The following is a 16949-nucleotide window of genomic DNA, read 5'->3' as shown; positions in this document are numbered from 1 at the left end:
TTTTAAAAATATATCAAGCCTTTTCATTTTTGTGAAAAGGCTTTTTCTTTTCTGATCTATTCCTATTAATTAACGGGTATTCGAAGTTGATCGGGAGCTCTTTTTACTATATTTGTTAATGACACTCTGGTGTTATCAATTAAACCCGGATTAAATAGTAGTAGTAAAATTAATACCGATATAAAGCTATCGGATCAATGATAAAGAGACTTTATAAATGAACGAAAACCTTGATCCAACAAACGAAAACTTTTCTAGCGAAGACCTGGATATAGAAAGAGCATTAAGGCCTCTTGCCTTTGATGATTTTGCTGGTCAGGATCAGGTTTTAGAAAATTTGAAGATTTTTGTTCAAGCAGCAAATTTAAGAGATGAAGCTCTTGATCATACCCTTTTTCATGGCCCTCCTGGTTTGGGTAAAACCACATTAGCTCATATTCTCGCCAATGAATTAGGAGTAGGAATTAAAGTTACTTCGGGCCCAGTTTTGGATAAACCCGGAGATCTAGCGGGATTATTAACAAATCTTGATGATAGAGATGTATTATTTATAGACGAAATTCACAGATTAAGCCCTATAGTAGAAGAATATTTGTATTCTGCAATGGAAGACTATAAGATCGATATTATGATCGAGAGCGGCCCTAATGCACGTACAGTTCAAATTAATTTGAATCCATTTACTCTGGTTGGAGCAACAACACGCTCAGGATTATTAACGGCACCTATGAGAGCTCGTTTTGGGATTCAGTCCCGATTACAATATTATACGACAGAACTCTTGTCTACCATAGTACAGCGTAGTGCTCATATACTTAATGTGCCCATTTCTATGGAAGCTGCTATCGAAATAGCAGGTAGGAGTAGAGGAACACCTAGAATAGCTAATGCTTTATTGCGTAGAGTGCGCGATTTTGCACAAATTAAAGGAAATGGAAAGATAGATATCGAAATCTCAAAATTTGCCTTAAAAGCACTTAATGTAGACGCCCACGGTTTGGATGAGATGGATAATAAAATTTTATTGACTTTGATTGATAAATTTAAAGGAGGCCCGGTAGGATTAACTACAATAGCAACTGCGGTTAGTGAAAGTCCAGAGACTATAGAAGAGGTATACGAGCCCTTCCTGATTCAGCAAGGATTTATTATGCGTACACCAAGAGGTAGAGAAGTAACAGAAGCAGCCTATAAACATCTGGGAAGAGTAAAAGGAGGAATTCAAGGAGGATTATTTTAATAATTATTAGTTCTCAATTTAATACAAGACCACAGTAAAATGAATACCAATCTCCCCATAGTTTCTTTTTTTAGAGTTCTTAATAATGCAAGTCGTATTCTTAAAAATCCACTTCCTTTTCATCATGAAAATTTTGAAAAGCATGGAGACACTTTTAAAGTTCAATTAGGATTTGGTAAAACCGCTATTTTTACTCGTGATGCAGGTTTTGCAAAACATATGTTGCAAAAACAACATAGACGATATAGTAAATCCGAATTACAAACTAAAGATCTGGCAAAGTATGTAGGAGAAGGATTATTAACTTCTACAGGAGAAAAATGGTTAAAACAAAGACGTTTAATTCAACCTGCTTTTCATAAAAAAAAGCTGGAATCCTTGATAGATACGATCAAAGAAGTAATTCAGGAAGAATTCCTTAGGATACCCTCTAACAAAGAGATCGATATTTTTCCTGTAATGAGTGATTTGGCCTTTAAGGTAGTTGCAAAATCATTATTTGGTTATACAGATACCCAAGGAGATACCATTTCACGATTGCAATATATAACAGAAGCAGCTCAGAAATCATTAGTACAGGAAATAAGACAGCCTTATAAACGATGGTGGTTTTATTTGAGTGGAAAAATCAAAAATACACTCAAGCTAACTCAGGAAGCAAGAGATATTCTTAATACAATTATAGAAGAAAGAAGAAACTCGGATAAAGTATATAATGATCTGTTGGATATGTTATTAACATCCAAATATGATGATGGTAGTGTGATGGGTAATGAACAGTTGATAGATGAAATTCTAATTCTATTTGTGGCGGGTCATGAAACTACATCTAATGCTTTAACCTTTACTGCTGTATTGCTGGCACTTCATCCCGAGATTCAGGAACAAGTGTATAAAGAGGTTTCTGAAACTCCAGATGATTTACAACCAATGGAACATATAGCAAAATTTCGATATACAAAACAGTGTATTGAAGAAGCAATGCGGTTATACCCACCAGCTTATTTTTCGGATCGTGTGGCTATAGAAGAAGATAATTATCAGGATTTAAAACTAAAAAAAGGAACGACTATCCTGGTTTCTTTTTTTGAAATCCACAGACATAAAAGTTTTTGGAAAAACCCTTCAGCATTTGATCCCGATCGATTTCATCCCGACATAGATAAAAAAGAATATTCTGATTGGTATTTCCCTTTTGGATCAGGACCCAGAATGTGTATTGGTAACAATTTTGCGATGTATGAAATGATTTTGGCTATAAGTACTTTGGTAGGGAAGTATAAAATAAGTACTGATCTTCATAAAGTAGATATTAAACCATTGATTACCTTAAAGCCCGAAAACGCAATGCTTACATTTGTCGACAGATAAGCATATTGTAGTTTACATCTTTAGTTTTATATTTAAGCTAAACTTTTATCTTATACCAATTTGATTATTTAATGACGTATTAAATGAAGAAATTACTGATCTTTCATTTATGTTTTTTGATAAGCTCATCTGTCTTTTCGTTACAAGAAGGTGAAGCATATCAAAAAGGAGTTGCGGCTTATACTCATTATAATTATAAAGAAGCAATACTTCATTTTAAGCTTGCTTCACGCTATTTTATAGAGAAAGATGATATTAAAAACTATCTAAAATCACAATTGTATATTTCTAATATCGAAATTTATAAAAACAATTTTTCTTCAGCATTAAAAACTATTAATGTTTCTATTCAAAACTATACATCCTCAAGAATAAAAAACGACAGTCTATGGGGTGAGTTAATGAACACAAAGGCTGTCGTTTATAGAAAAGATGGTTTGACTACAAAAGCATTACAGATAAGCGATGAAATTTTAAAAGAACAATTAAAGAAATCAACTTTACCTAAATATAATCTTGTAAGAACATATACTGTACGAAGTAACATTTTATGGACTATTGGTCGATTTGATGAAGCGGTACAATTGATAAAGAAAACATTAAATCTTTCCGAGTATTCGATTTCAGATTTAAATAGAGCAGAATTATTAAATAATTTGGGAAGCGCCTATTTATTGAAAGGAGATTTTAATAAAGCACATAATTATTATAATAAAGCATATCAGCTTAAGTTAGAAAACAAGGCTAATTTATATGATCTGGCAATAACAACTTTTAATATAGGAGTTGTAAATGAGGCCTTGGGAGATTATGATAAAGCTATAGAATTTTATCAAAAATCAGCTGCGTACGATCTTAGAAACCAAGGCGAAGAGGTAGGCTTTATTACAGATATTTATACCGCTATTAGTGGTATTTATTCTAAGAAAAATGATTTAGAAAAAGCAGAAGAGTATATCGATAAGGCTTTAAAAAAAGCAATGATTATTTATGGGGAGAATCATCTTAATACTGCAAATATACAAGCTTGGTATGTTAGATATTTAAAGTTAAAAGGAGAGTATACAATATCTTTAGATTTTGATAAGAAAGCATTACAAATTAGAGAAAAATCTTATGGAGTATATAATTGGTTTCCAATACAGAATCTAACATCAATTGCTGATACTTACGTGAAGCTTGTCGACTATGTAGAAGCCGAAAAATACTATAAAGAAGCATTACGAAGAAGTGAAAAAATGGATTCTAAGTTTCAGGAAGCAGAGTGTTATCAAGGTTTGGGCGATATGCATATGAAGCAAAAGAAGTATAGAGAAGCAATAGATTTCTACACTAAGGCATTCATTAATTTTTCGAATCACTTTTATAAAAATCATAGGTATGTCTTAAAAAGTGAGCTATTATTAGCAGAAGCTTTGTTTAAACAAGGAAATCATAAAAAAGCTTTTACAATAATTCAAAAACATCTTGCCTTGTATACTAAAGGAGAGCATGATTTTCCTTTACTGGTAGTAGAAGCGATACATCTTAATAATTGTATTGCTTTAACCCAATATACGAATTCAAAAACAATAAAATCAGTTGAGGAATCGTATAAAAACATGGATTTGATGATCCAAAATATTCGTGAAATCAAAAAGCAATATACTACTGATCGATCCTTGATAAATGTAGGACGTAAAAACCCAGATTATTTTGATAAGGCAATCGAGATTTGCTATGTTTTGTTTCAAAATACTCAACAAAAGAAGTATTTGGAAAAAGCATTCCAATTTTCAGAAATTAATAGAAATAGTGCATTGGTAACGGGGATAAAAGATAAACAGTTTAAAAAAATTGCTGGAGTCCCTGATTCACTATTACAACGGGAGAATATGTTGAAAAGAAAATTGTCCTCTATTAGAACAGTACTACATACTCAAACACATTCATTCAAGATAGATTCTACTATGAGTTTACGATTGAAGTATAGTATGAAGCTTGAGAATTTGTTACATAAAATTGAAAGAGACTATCCTAGGTATTATCAGCTAAAATATGCTGATCACACGATCAAAGTCTCGCAATTACAAAAGGAATATTTGGATACAAATACAACTTTGATTGAGTATTTTGCTGGAGAGGAAAACCTATACATTTTTGTTATAAATAATGATACTATTGACTTTAAGAAGTTTCCAATAATAAAGGGTTTGACTAAATCAATTAAGGAATTTAGAAAACAAGTACTTAACCAACAAAATATCAAAGAAAATTCTGAACGAATATTTACAGCTTTACTGAAAAACTTGAACCTGAAAGAAACACTGATATTGGTAACAGATAACATACTTAATTATGTTCCATTTGAGGTTTTGCATAATGGAAAAGGATATATGCTCGAAGAGTATGCTATAAGTTATGCGGGTTCTGCAACAGTATTGAAAGCATTAACCGAGAGGTCATTAAAAACTACAAAAGAAATGAAATGGAGTGGTTTTGCACCGAAATATAAAAATAATAATTCCTTTGCTTCAAGCGATACCGAGGTTAGGAGTATTTCGAAAATCATGAAAGGTAAAGCATTTTTGGGTGAAGAGGCTTCTGTTAAAAATTTTATTGCGAGTGCTACTAATTCTTCAATACTACATTTGGCCACTCATGCAGAGATTGATAAAAAAAATGCAATGTTGAATAGGCTTATATTTTCTGAAAATGGTAATAAGAATATTTTAATGGCATCGGATATTTATGGATTATCAATTCCTTCAGAAATGATTGTGCTTAGTGCTTGTAACACAGGATTCGGAAAATTAGAAAAAGGTGAAGGCGTGATGAGTATGTCAAGAGCTTTTCATTATGCGGGAGCAAAAAGCACAGTAATGAGCTTATGGAAAGTGCCAGATAAAGAAACCTCTGTGATAATGAACTATTTTTATAAAAACTTGAAAAAAGGATATGCTAAAGATAGAGCATTGCAACAAGCAAAACTTAAGTATCTCGGTAGTGTAAAAGATAACGCATTAAAACACCCTTTTTATTGGGCCGGATTTGTGGTTTCGGGTAATACAGAATCTTTGGAGCAAGGTTTTTTATACTGGTGGATGACGATATTGGTTTTGGTTCCGGTTTTTATTTTTAGAAAAAAACTAATTAAGTTTTTTGAGTAGCTCTTTAGCTTCTTCCTTTTTATATTCACTGTCAGGAATCTTTATTAGTAATTCTAATTGTTCTATGGCTTTGCTAAGCTGATCAACTTTTAGATAAGCCATAGCCAGATACCAATGATTTTTTTCACTAAACGAGTTTTCAATTTTATCTCGCTCTTCCAAAATCACAATTGCTTTTTCAGCTTCATTTAGTTTTAACAAGGCATTTGCTTTATAAAATTGAAGAGTGTCGTTTTCTTCAGTTTCTAATACTGTATTGAATGCGTCAAGAGCCTTTTTAAAATTACCGTTTTCGTAAGCATTAAAGGCTACTGATATTTTGTTTTTATGATCATTTCCTCTTACTACAGGTTGAAGAATATTTCTATACGGCTCAAAGTAAGTAGCGAATAACTCTTCATTTGATACTGGTTTTTTGATGTTCCAAAAATAGGTGGTTCCTAATAGTACAAGAATAGAAGCTGCTATAGACCACCATTTTAATTTATTTTTTTTCTTAACATTAGACTCAAGATCAGAAAGCAAATGTCTAAAATCATCATCATCCTTATGTTCTACTACTTTTTTAAGGTTAGTATGAAATAGTACTTCATCTCTGAAATTTTGATCAACACTTAATAATGTGTCAAATTCCTGTTGTTCCTCAATTGTTAAGGTGCCTTGAATATATTTTGATATGAGATCCTGGGGTTTCATTGTTTAGGGGGATTAATCATTGCTCTTAATTGCTTAATACATCGGGATTTTTGACTACTCACCACATTAGTATTATCATATCCTTCTTTTTGGGCAATCTCTTCTACTGTTAGTCCTCGATAATAGAATAATATTAACATCTCCTGGCATCGTTTTCCTAATTTATTAAAAAAAGTTTGTAAAAGCCTTTGCTCTAACGAAAGCTCGACAGGTTCATCAAATGTGATTTTTTCGATGTTATCGTTGGCAATATGAAGTTTTGGTTCTAGTGAAACGGTATTTTTATGCTGTTTATAATGATTGAAAATCATTCGTTTACCGATACCAAATAAATAGGTTTTTAAAGAGCTGTTCACAACTTCCAATTTTCCTTGTATTGCTTGCTTTCTAAGTACTACAAATGCATCTTGATAGATATCGGCCATGGTGTCTTGGTCTACACCATATTTTTTTCCAAAATTAAAAAAAGCGCTCCTGTGTAAATAATATAATTTACTTATTTCCTTAGGATTACTATGAATTAAAATGTCAATAAGGGATTGATCCACCGAGTATGATTTCTATTCCTCTAAGGTATAAAAAAACATTTTTCCTCCTATAGATGTTAAGATTCGGTTTTTTTCTTCCATAAAGAGTATAAAACATATAAAAGTTAAGAATTATGAATCGCATTTTAAAAAAATTAACGCTTAAGGAAATTACTCTTGAATTCATTCCCTCACTAGGGATATCACTATTAATAGCAGAATCTTTTTACAAATTAGGAAGCTTTGCTTTTGAGTGTATTGCTTTTTTAGCAACCTGGTATTTTATTGGTTACGCAATCGATAAATTAAAAATAATTAGTAACGCAATAACCAAAAACAATTAGCATTATGGCAAAAGTGACAAAACCAGCGATAAAAATCAATCCGGTAGTAGTAGGTAAAGTATTCCAGCCAAATCAACAACAGGCAGATATTGTTTTGACAAATAGTAAAGTAAAATTACAAGGAACAAAGATAGAAATCTTTGGATCCGCAAACAATTTACTTGCCACTTTCGATTCTAAAACATCAAACTTTATAGTACACAAAAAGTTGATGGTAGGAAACCTTGACGTGTTGGATAAACTAAAAGATCTGGAAACGAGAGTAAAAAACCTGGAACCTTAAAAAAAGAATCATGGCATTAAGTGTAAGAAATATTTACCAACAACAAGGCATTTCGTTTCCCGTAATTAGTATAAGACAACATCATGAAATGCATTTTGGCTTACCAACATCTATAAAAAAAGCACATTCGGTGTTTTCTTCAGAAAATGATGGAAATGGATTTAAGTGTGGGTGCAGGAAAAGCAATTCATTAAAGCTTGTAATCTTGCCTAAAATCTTAACAAAAGAATTTGGAGAGGTTGTTCCTTCCTGGGTCTCTGCAGCAAAAAGAGATTCAAGGACCGGCGCGCAAATACGAACGATAAAAGGTGTTTTGACACAGAGCAGAATATCGGGTACAGATTTTCCTCTTAAACCATGGCATCATAGTTATGACTGGAACTATTTTGTAAAAACTGACAAACAGTTCTTTTACCTAAATAGCCCTGCAAATGGGAAGTATGATGCTAAAAATAAGATTGCCGTAATGGAATGCGAATGGGATTCTAAATTTGTTCCATTATGGTCATTACCCATGCCTGGCGATCGTATACAAGTTACAGGAAGATGGATCTATGACTGTGGGCATCCTAAAAATGGAAAACACAGATCCGAAATTCACCCTCCAAAAGCAGTAGTTTCTTTTCGGGAAGAGACAGATCTTTTTTCGGGGAATAAAGGACTGTCCAGGGCTAATCAAGCAATCGTTTACATAAATAAAAAAGGGGGATACATCAACCAAAAGATCAATGATCAAAATTATACTTTTGATCTCTACCTGCCGCCAAAACCATCAGATTCTTCAATCCCAAAATTCAAAGTAAAGAAAATGATTGCTAGTGCTATTAATCCAATAATTACTCCTTTTCCTAGTGATGATCCAAAATTGTTACGAGTGACGATTCCACTGAAGGGGAAAAATATTCCATCAGAAAATTATGGAGTAATAATTAGTGGGGGATGGTCGGATCCCAAAGGAATAGATGCTAAGCATATTAAAAAAGTAACTGTTGCAGTACGAGAAGCTGTTTTTAAGAAGGATAAAGATCCCGATGGAATAATTTTTAAAAAGAAGGATGAATGGTATCTGTATGTTGGTATTAATGGCCGATGGAGATTGTTTGAAAGTTTGGATAAAGGAAAACGCACATTAAATCACAACGTAGTTCTTCATTTACACAAAACACAACACGTTAAAATATCAACAAATGGATATGAAGCCGATCCTATTCATGATATTCTTGGTAAATCTGTAGGATTGTCCTCAAAAGTAGCAAGTTCGTCCAGCTTAAATTCTCAGGAAAGAAAAACAGCAGGAGAGGGGATTAGAAAAGGGTTTTTAAAGCTAGGAACAGATTTGTTAGAAGGAGGTGATATTGAGAATGATAAAATTGGGATTGTAAATGCTACATTTCCTTCAGGTAAAAGAAGTACTAATAGTGTTGTCACTTCGAATCTAGGAGATTATCAAATTACTGTGAATATTACATAACCTAACCTTCTCATATAAAATTTAACGTAATCAATGATCCCATACTCTTATGGATATGGAGACATATACCCTTATGTAATATAAAAATAGAACTATTAATAGTTCAGAATTAAAGCTTAAAAATAATTGGTATTAGATAACACGTAAGCTGAAAAGTGTATAGAGTAAGCAAGAAAATAAAATATATAATAAGTTATGGCCACGATTAGGGAAAAATTTGTGAAAAAGGGGAAATGGAAAACTATGGAAAGCTTTTTTAATGCCAATGGGGTTGCTTTTTTTAAAGCCCCAAACGATGCTTCAATTAAAGTTAGATATGGTGTTGGCTGGTTTGGGAAAGACAGACAGAAACAAAAGTTAGACGGAAGAACCTACAAAAAACTTCAAGTTGGTAAATGGTCATTGACCAGAGCAAGAATGCAAATAAAAGTAAAAAAGGATACTAATGTGACCTATTATGTTGATGGAGGAGGAGTGGCTCAAAACTCTCCTGAAATTAGATTCTGAATACAACTGAAGTATACTTTCTAAAACCATTTTTTGAATAGCATAATCTGGATTTAAGTAAACACGGTAGCCGAAAAGTGAATAGAGTAGGCAAAAAACTAATTATTAAATAAAATGAAAAAACTAACAAATCTAAAAATGTATGTAGTAGGAGTATTTTGCATAGTAGCAATTGCTTCTTGTGAGAAGGAACAAGAGGTTATTCCCGAAATTTCAAATAATACCGAAGGCTTTATGAGCAAAACAGGTAAAAGTGATACCAAGATTGAAGAAAATGCGGAAGTTGTAGTTCCAATATTGCATCGAAGTTATAGCGCCGATATAAGTAAAGAAGATGCTGATGCAAGATTTGAAGAAGAAGTTGCAGAATATATGAATAAGAATTCGGTAAATACCAATTATGAGAAAGGTTATAGTACAAGGTGGTATTATAGAATCCGTACAAAGACAGGAGCTCAAAAAAATAATGAAACTGATGGAGATGCTAAGGCTAGTGTGAGGTTTCGAACTAGTAGAGGAATCTATACGCATTCGGTATCTAGTTTAAATAATGCTGGGGATGATCGAGAAAGAGGGCAAACAGACTATTATTATTTAAGTGCAAGATACCCGGGACAAGCTATAAGTTGGGTAGAAATTCAATCCGCCAAAATTTCATTAAAAGGAACAGATGGATGGTTTATAACAAATTATGATGTCTATGCGTACCCATCATATCAAACAGTTTCTGCTACAGGAAGTACTTATTTAAGATCCTACCCAAATCGATGGTTGGATAACACATTTTTCTGGGGATGGGATACGTATTCTACAGGAGAAAGAGGAACTGGTAGATTAAATTTTTAAAATAACGATATGAAAAATTTAAAAATAGAAGGAATTAAAACCCTAAGCAAAACTGCACAAAAATCAATAGGAGGCGGAGATATAAACCTTCCTGACCCCATACTTACGTGTTGGCAATGGAAATGGTTATGTGATACAGTTGGCTTTCCGCCATTAACCGGAAGATATTGTAGATGGGTTAAAGTACGAGTACCCTGTAGATAGATATAATCTTGAATGTCTTTAAATGTTCATAGAATACTAATTTTAAAATAATAAAAATCATGAAAATTCTTAAATTAAATGGGGTTAAGGTTCTTAGTAAAATTGCTCAAAAATCAATTTTTGCAGGAAGGATCAATAACTGTAAACAAATACTCTGTGCCGGTTTGTCGGCAAGAGAATGTGCAGAGATTTGTAGAAACCCATACTAGACTATGCTTAATTATAGATGTAGTTAGGTCACAGACTAAGGAAAACCAGATTGCCAAAATTGGTATTCTGGTTTTTGAGATAAATAATAATAAACGTGCTAACTAATACTTTTTTTAGTATTAAAATGTTAGTAGATGTAGGGTAACTATTTAATATATAACTGATTATGAAAAAACAGATTTTTGTACTTGCTATATTGGCAATTATGATATCATCGTGCTCAGGCGATGATGATTCAAATCCAAATCCAAACACTAATAATGATACTATTATTGGTACATGGATTTTAGAAAGTACAACAGAACAGGGCTACAATCAAAACATAGAGAGTACTCCGATAGGTTGTGATAAAAATGCAACAACATTAAAATTTGATAAAGAAACCACTGTGAATATAAATTCGATGGTAGTTGTTCAAAACGGGACTAAGTTATGTGTAAGTGGAGGCAGTGAAGAAATTACAGATGATACCATAAAATTGATAAAAGGAACCTTTCCTCCTCCAAAGGATATATTTTCATATAAATTACAAGGTGATATACTTACACTTACTGATGGGGGAAATGATGATTTTGTATTTAAAAGAGCGAATTGAAAAAAGTTTAAACAACTTCTTTATGTATTTTTGCAGGAACAAATATGCAATACGCTAATAAACTAAATGATGATTGCTTTTAGAAATGAAATTTTACTAACCGTTATAGTATTAATATTATTATTTTTTGTGTTATTGATAACAAAAAGCGTAATCAGGAAATTCTCAATACTAAAATCCATAAATGCCAATCGAAGAAAATTAATTCGCAATTTGACCAATCTGGTTCATTATCTTATTGCAGGGATTGCCTTGGTTATTATCTGGGGAGTAGAACTTAAACAATTTAGTGTTTTTATTTCTTCGGTTTTAGCAGTATTGGGCATTGCTTTTTTTGCGCAATGGTCAATCTTATCTAATCTTACCGCAAGTATTATTTTGTTTTTTAGTCACCCGGTTAGAATAGGAGATAGGATACGGGTTTTGGATAAAGATTTTGACTGGACCGGAGAAGTGAAAGATATTACAGGATTTTATCTTTTTATGGTTACAGATCGAGGCGAAAACATAACTTTGCCTACATCTCTGGTGATACAGAAAGGAATCCAAATCATGAATAAATATCCAGAAAAACAAATTGATCATAAAGAAGAGGTGTAATTGAATTCTAAAACCAAATACACTCAACGTATTAAAACCGAGGCAAAACGCTTGGGTTTTCTGTCGTGCGGAATTTCTAAAGCAGAATTTCTGGAACAGGAAGCTCCGCGTTTAGAAAAATGGCTCAACCAGAATATGCATGGTGAGATGCAGTATATGGAAAATCATTTTGATAAACGCTTAGATCCTACCAAATTGGTTGATGATTCAAAAAGTGTAATATCATTATTACTCAATTATTTCCCTTCAGAAACACAAAAAGATCCCGAAGCTCCCAAACTATCTAAATATGCTTATGGTACCGATTATCATTTTGTAATTAAAGATAAGCTAAAGCAGTTATTACATTTTATTGAGGAAGAAATTGGTGATGTACATGGGCGAGCTTTCGTAGATTCTGCGCCAGTATTAGATAAAGCCTGGGCCGCAAAAAGTGGATTGGGTTGGATTGGTAAAAATAGCAATCTGTTAACACAACAAGTAGGTTCTTTTTATTTTATTGCAGAGCTAATCATAGATCTTGATTTAGAATACGATACACCTGTTACAGACCACTGTGGTACGTGTACAGCATGTATTGATGCTTGTCCTACACAGGCAATTGTAGAACCTTATGTGGTAGATGGCAGTAAATGCATATCTTATTTTACGATAGAACTTAAAGAGGAGATTCCTAATCACTATAAAAATCAATTTGAAGATTGGATGTTTGGTTGCGATGTATGCCAGGATGTATGTCCGTGGAACCGTTTTTCTAAACCACATAATGAACCACTTTTTAATCCGAAACCAGAACTGCTAGAGATGTCAAAAAAAGATTGGCAAGAAATTACACAAGAAGTATTTTCAAAAGTGTTTCAAAAATCTGCAGTAAAAAGAACCAAATTCTCTGGATTGAAAAGGAATATTGATTTTTTATTTGAGGATTAAAAAACGGTTAACATGATTCTCTAAAAATAAGCTTGGTAGGTAGAATGACTTCTTTATGAAGACTAGGAATATTCTCTTTGTTTAGTTCAATTTCATTTAACAAAATCTCGGTGGCAACTACTCCCATTTGATGCGCAGGTTGATGTACTGTTGTTAATGTAGGAGAGACAACAGAAGACATAAACCAGTTACTAAATCCAAAAACAGCTACATCATTGGGGATTTTGATGTTGTTTTCATTAAAATATTTTATCGCACCAATTGCGACAAGATCGGTTATTGTAAAAATAGAATCGACCTCGGGATTTTCCTGTATTAGCTTCTTTGCATTGTTATATCCATCTTCAAAATCTGTATTGTTATTACACAGATACACCAAAGAAGCATCATATGTGATCCCATGATCTTCTAATGCTTCTTTATATCCCTCAAAACGATCGTTAGAAATTTTTGGATTAAGATCCCCTCTGAAATGTGAAATCTTTTTGTATCCTTTGGAAATAAGATATGAAACAGCCTCGTATGCAGCTTTTTTATCGTCGATCCGTACTTTAGAACAAGGTATAGAAGGTTCTATTTTATCAAAAAGTACCAAAGGAATATTTCGACTCAGTACTTTTTTTAAATGAACGAATTCGTTAGTTTTATTAGATAAAGACATTAAAATACCATCTACTCGTTTATCAATTAATAAATTTATTTGTAATTTTTCAAGAAATAGTTTCTCACTAGATTGGAGGATGATAACCAGATACCCTTTTTTTTCTGCTTCTTCAATGATACCATCTATTACTTTAGAAAAAAAATGATGTACCGTAGTCGGGATGATAACACCAATTGTTTTTGTTTGCTTAGTTCTTAGGTTTACAGCTAATTGATTAGGTGAGTAATTCAATTTTCTGGCAGTCCGAAGAACCTTTTCCTTGGTGTCTTTATTTACATCTGGATAGTCTTTTAGAGCCTTAGATACAGTTGCTACAGAAATTCCTAATTCATTAGCAATATCTTTTAGAGTAGTAACTTTCATAGACTAAATGTTATATTTATTAAATATACAATTTAAGCTAAAATACAATTAGATTAATAAAATATAAAAATTTGAAAAGCCTCTCTTGTTAGTGAAAAAGGACAAAATGAATGAAAAAAGTACTTTTATATGGGCTTTTTACCCTAAATGAATAGTTCTTTCGAAATCGTTTTCGATCGTATCGAAAACGATTTCGAAGCCCATGAACCTTAAAGAAAAAATAAATTATCATTATGGTTTTATGAAATTGCAGAGAACTAAATACTTAAAAAATTATGAGAACAAGACTATGTATTATTCTCTTCTTAGTTTTCGGGATAGGGGATTCCATTGCTCAAGGAGGAAAAAGCGTATCAGGAACAATTAAAGATAATAAGGGCGTTCCGGTAATTGGGGTTAATATAGTACTGGAAGGAACCAATAGAGGAGCAACATCAGATTTTGATGGAGAATATATTATTAATAATCTAGAAGCCAATGCTACTTATGTTTTGATAATTTCTTCGGTGGGATTTAAGACCGTAAGAGAGGAGATTGTTATGGCAGATAACATCGTTAGAGATATTGTTTTAGAAGAAGATCTACTTTCATTAGATGAGATTGTAGTTACTGGATCTTCTAATCCACGAACAAAATTAGAATCCAGTGTAGCAATAACCACAATGGGAGTCAAAGAAATAGAGCAAAAGGCTCCGCAGAGTACTGCTGATCTACTACAATCAGTCCCTGGATTTGTGGTTGAAACTTCAGGAGGAGAGGTAGGAAATAATCTTTTTGCCAGAGGAATTCCATCCGCTGGAGCATATGAATTTGTTCAGATTCAGGAAGATGGACTTCCCGTTTTTGAAGATGGGGCCTTACAATTTGCCAATGCAGATAACTGGTATAGGTTAGATGAAACTGTTAAAAGAATGGAAGCTATTCGAGGAGGATCTGCCTCTGTTTTTGCTACAAATTCACCTGGTGGAATTATCAATTTTATCTCTAAAACAGGTCAAAATGAACTAATAGGAAGAGCCAAAATGACTGTAGGAGATTATGGGCTTTTTAGAACTGATCTCAATATTGGAGGAGCAATTATCGAGGATAAATTGCTTTTTAATATAGGAGGATTTTATAGAGTAGATCAGGGAATTAGAGACCCGGGATTTGAAGCGAACAAAGGAGGGCAGATGAAATTTAATCTTACCTATAAATTTGATGGAGGTTATGCGAGGATCAACTATAAAAAACTGGATGACAGAAACCTCTTCCTACTTCCTATTCCATTGCGAGGAGATAGCGATGGAAATCCAGAAGAATTCGAAGGATTCGATGCCAATTACGGAACATTAGCATCAAGAAATTTTAGTAGACTTCGTGTGCCTCAAATAGGAGGAGGTTTTTTTGAAAGAGATCTAGAAGATGGTGTAAATCCCAATGTAGATGCGATTGGAGGAGAGCTTAAATATCAGATCTCTGATGTGGTATCAGTAAAGAACACATTCAGAAATACAAGCATTGATCTAAATTATAATGCAATTTTTAGTACTGGAGGGCCAAATACACAAGCCGATTTTGCTACAGGAACAACTCAGTTTCCACTAACCGATGCAGCAAATGCCGAGTACACATATGTAGATACAGGCGCAGCTTTGAACCCAAATACATTGGTAATGCGTGCAGATCACTGGGCAATCGATAAAGACATGTCTAATTTTGCAAACAACCTGGCATTTTCATTTAATTTCGAAAAAATAAATGTCACCCTGGGATATTATTATTCTAATTGGAAATCAAACCAATATTGGAATTGGAGTAATTACCTGGTTGATGTATCTGATAATCCAAGATTGGTAAATCTGGTAGATACCAGTACAGGAATTTCCAGGACCTATAACGGAATAGAAAGAATTACCTGGTTAGAAAGAGATGCACAAACCAAAGGAAGATTAAATGCTCTTTACATAGATGCAGAAGTTAATTTTACCGATAATTTAACTGCTAATTTTGGACTTCGCTACGACGATGATAAATATTCTGGATATCGCGATAATGCACGCTTTTTTTCGACAGATTTAGGCTTGCTGCCTGATAATACTGCCGATGATGCCCTTACTGTTGTAGATGGTAATCCATATACATATTGGAATTATGATGTAGACGAATTATCATATACTACTGCATTAAATTATAAGTTTAGTGATAACATGGCAATCTACGCAAGACATAGTCATGGATTTAGATCACCAATAGAAGAATCTTACTATGACAATGCCTCTGATCTTAGTGCTATCGAAGTTACCGAGGTCGATCAGTCAGAATTAGGATTTAAGTATTCTTCGTCTAACATAGGTATTTATGCTAACTTTTTCTATATGAATATGGATAATATTGCCTTTACAGATATTTTGGCAGATGGTACTTCAGAAAATAAATTTGCCGATGTAAATAATATAGGAATAGAGCTTGAAGCTAATGCTAAATACAAAGCTTTTGCAGTAGAAGCTAATATTACAGTTCAAAAACCAGAGTATGATAATTTTTCTGGAGCTAATGCAGATGGTACAACTTTTAATTATGAAGGAAACAGTGCCAGAAGAATCCCTAATGTATATTTTACATTGAGACCGCAGGTAGAAATTATTAAAGATCTGGGATTATATACGCAATGGTCTTATTTTGGAAAAAAATATCAGGATGAAGCTAATACCACAGAACTCCCTGCTTTTAATGTTTTTAATGCTGGAGCGTATTACAAGATAAAAAACTTACGTTTTGGGTTTGATGCTTCTAATCTGTTTAATGAAATAGGATTAACAGAAGGTAACCCAAGAGGAACAACTAATGCTAATGATGATGTCTTTCTGGCACGGCCAATTTTGGGTCGAGCGTATAGATTATCTGTAGCAATAGATTTTTAATTGTTTGGAGCCAAAAAACTGCTCGTATTGCTCGGGCAGTTTTAAA

General features: G+C 33.0%; 17 protein-coding genes. 14 read left to right on the top strand and 3 right to left on the bottom strand.

All coding sequences use genetic code 11. The features are described from left to right. The first annotated feature begins 217 nt into the window (after positions 1–217). The 3 genes from ruvB (at position 218) to DG435_RS22200 (ending at position 5760) form a co-directional block, all read left to right on the top strand. Positions 218–1240 carry a Holliday junction branch migration DNA helicase RuvB gene (gene ruvB / locus DG435_RS22210; RefSeq protein ID WP_024771634.1) on the top strand — a complete coding sequence of 341 codons (1023 nt, stop codon included), beginning with the start codon at positions 218–220 and terminating at the stop codon, positions 1238–1240. A 39-nt stretch (positions 1241–1279) separates the two neighbouring features. Then, on the top strand, positions 1280–2611 hold the full coding sequence (locus DG435_RS22205; RefSeq protein ID WP_106791976.1) for a cytochrome P450: 1332 nt from the start codon (positions 1280–1282) through the stop codon (positions 2609–2611). 83 nt (positions 2612–2694) lie between these two features. Then, positions 2695–5760: a CHAT domain-containing protein gene (locus DG435_RS22200; RefSeq protein WP_106791977.1), complete on the top strand. Its 3066-nt coding sequence runs from the start codon at positions 2695–2697 to the stop codon at positions 5758–5760. Here the strand turns inward: DG435_RS22200 and DG435_RS22195 are convergent. Together DG435_RS22195 and DG435_RS22190 are read right to left on the bottom strand one after the other, a co-directional pair. Then, positions 5740–6456 carry a tol-pal system YbgF family protein gene (locus DG435_RS22195; RefSeq protein WP_106791978.1) on the bottom strand — a complete coding sequence of 239 codons (717 nt, stop codon included), beginning with the start codon at positions 6454–6456 and terminating at the stop codon, positions 5740–5742. The two genes, DG435_RS22200 and DG435_RS22195, sit on opposite strands and share 21 nt — an antisense overlap. Further along, entirely contained in the window at positions 6453–7004 is a 552-nt protein-coding gene (locus DG435_RS22190) for an RNA polymerase sigma factor (RefSeq protein WP_106791979.1), read from the bottom strand. Before DG435_RS22190 ends, DG435_RS22195 begins: the two co-directional genes overlap by 4 nt. A 113-nt stretch (positions 7005–7117) precedes the next feature. On the opposite strand from DG435_RS22190, the gene DG435_RS22185 reads away from it, so the two are divergent. From DG435_RS22185 to queG, 10 genes are all read left to right on the top strand, one after another. Beyond that, positions 7118–7327 carry a hypothetical protein gene (locus DG435_RS22185; protein ID WP_106791980.1) on the top strand — a complete coding sequence of 70 codons (210 nt, stop codon included), beginning with the start codon at positions 7118–7120 and terminating at the stop codon, positions 7325–7327. A 4-nt stretch (positions 7328–7331) separates the two neighbouring features. Next, entirely contained in the window at positions 7332–7610 is a 279-nt protein-coding gene (locus DG435_RS22180; RefSeq protein ID WP_106791981.1) for a hypothetical protein, read from the top strand. Positions 7611–7620: 10 nt separating this feature from the next. Then, on the top strand, positions 7621–9081 hold the full coding sequence (locus DG435_RS22175; protein WP_159025519.1) for a hypothetical protein: 1461 nt from the start codon (positions 7621–7623) through the stop codon (positions 9079–9081). A 195-nt stretch (positions 9082–9276) separates the two neighbouring features. After that, positions 9277–9588 (top strand): hypothetical protein, encoded by a 312-nt coding sequence (locus DG435_RS22170; RefSeq protein ID WP_024771625.1) that lies wholly within the window; start codon positions 9277–9279, stop codon positions 9586–9588. Positions 9589–9702: 114 nt separating this feature from the next. After that, on the top strand, positions 9703–10434 hold the full coding sequence (locus DG435_RS22165) for a hypothetical protein (protein ID WP_106791984.1): 732 nt from the start codon (positions 9703–9705) through the stop codon (positions 10432–10434). A 9-nt stretch (positions 10435–10443) separates the two neighbouring features. Continuing rightward, positions 10444–10638 carry a hypothetical protein gene (locus DG435_RS22160; RefSeq protein WP_024771623.1) on the top strand — a complete coding sequence of 65 codons (195 nt, stop codon included), beginning with the start codon at positions 10444–10446 and terminating at the stop codon, positions 10636–10638. 59 nt (positions 10639–10697) lie between these two features. Then, complete coding sequence (locus tag DG435_RS25725) at positions 10698–10847, top strand: hypothetical protein (protein ID WP_159025520.1); 150 nt, start codon at positions 10698–10700, stop codon at positions 10845–10847. Between the two features lie 167 nt (positions 10848–11014). Next, positions 11015–11443 (top strand): hypothetical protein, encoded by a 429-nt coding sequence (locus DG435_RS22150; protein ID WP_106791986.1) that lies wholly within the window; start codon positions 11015–11017, stop codon positions 11441–11443. Positions 11444–11572: 129 nt separating this feature from the next. Then, complete coding sequence (locus tag DG435_RS22145) at positions 11573–12043, top strand: mechanosensitive ion channel domain-containing protein (protein ID WP_234420913.1); 471 nt, start codon at positions 11573–11575, stop codon at positions 12041–12043. After that, complete coding sequence (gene queG / locus DG435_RS22140; protein ID WP_106791988.1) at positions 12044–12973, top strand: tRNA epoxyqueuosine(34) reductase QueG; 930 nt, start codon at positions 12044–12046, stop codon at positions 12971–12973. A 7-nt stretch (positions 12974–12980) separates the two neighbouring features. On the opposite strand, the gene DG435_RS22135 is transcribed toward queG, so the two are convergent. Further along, entirely contained in the window at positions 12981–14000 is a 1020-nt protein-coding gene (locus tag DG435_RS22135) for a LacI family DNA-binding transcriptional regulator (RefSeq protein WP_106791989.1), read from the bottom strand. A 275-nt stretch (positions 14001–14275) separates the two neighbouring features. Here DG435_RS22135 and DG435_RS22130 point away from each other — a divergent pair, with 275 nt between their 5' ends. Continuing rightward, a complete protein-coding gene (locus DG435_RS22130) occupies positions 14276–16903 on the top strand; it encodes a TonB-dependent receptor (RefSeq protein WP_106791990.1) in 2628 nt (875 codons plus the stop codon). Positions 16904–16949: the final 46 nt, after the last annotated feature.

Origin of the sequence: Aquimarina sp. Aq78, assembly GCF_900299525.1 — a bacterium.
In the GTDB taxonomy this organism is placed as follows: Bacteria; Bacteroidota; Bacteroidia; order Flavobacteriales; family Flavobacteriaceae; genus Aquimarina.
Note: the sequence above shows the minus strand (reverse complement) of the source record. Positions and strands in the feature narration are given on the sequence as shown.